This window comes from Subtercola boreus, from assembly GCF_003399625.1.
Lineage (GTDB): Bacteria > Actinomycetota > Actinomycetes > Actinomycetales > Microbacteriaceae > Subtercola > Subtercola boreus_C.
Map to the genome: position 1 here is coordinate 1 of NZ_NBXA01000073.1, position 512 is coordinate 512.

The window sequence follows — 512 nt, forward strand, 5'->3', positions numbered from 1 at the left end:
CCACGCGATCGTCGGGCGACCCGGTGACACCATCTGACCCCGATACGCCCGAACCTGCTTCTGCTGATTCCCCGAACCCATCAAACACCTCCACGATCAGGTGTTGCATCAACCAGTTGAACACGGCCAATTCAGATCCAAACGCGTCGTGCGGCTGCTGAAGAACAACGGGCTGCACGGATCGATGGGGCGGGTGGGTTCCTCCAGCGACAACGCCGCCATGGAATCGTTCTTCTCGCTCCTTCAAAAGAACGTTCTGAACACCCGGCGCTGGAACACTCGCGAGGAACTCCGCCTCGCGATCGTGGTCTGGATCGAAACGAAATACAACCGCCGACGCCGCCAACGGGGCCTCGGCATGGGGTTGACCCCGAATTCCGGACACTGACCAGGCGGGTTTCGCGTGTTTGCGGGCCTGTCGGGGAGGATGTCCGTGATGGGCACAAGCAAGAGGAAGACTTATACGCCGGAGTATCGCCGTGAGGCGGCGCGGCTGGTGATCGACACGGGCC

1 pseudogene is annotated in these 512 nt (G+C 61.5%); it reads left to right on the forward strand.

Annotated features, from left to right (window positions below):
- Positions 1-127: 127 nt before the first annotated feature.
- Positions 128-388 (forward strand): annotated as a pseudogene (locus tag B7R21_RS19280) (integrase core domain-containing protein); the annotation flags it as partial.
- Positions 389-512 lie beyond the last annotated feature (124 nt).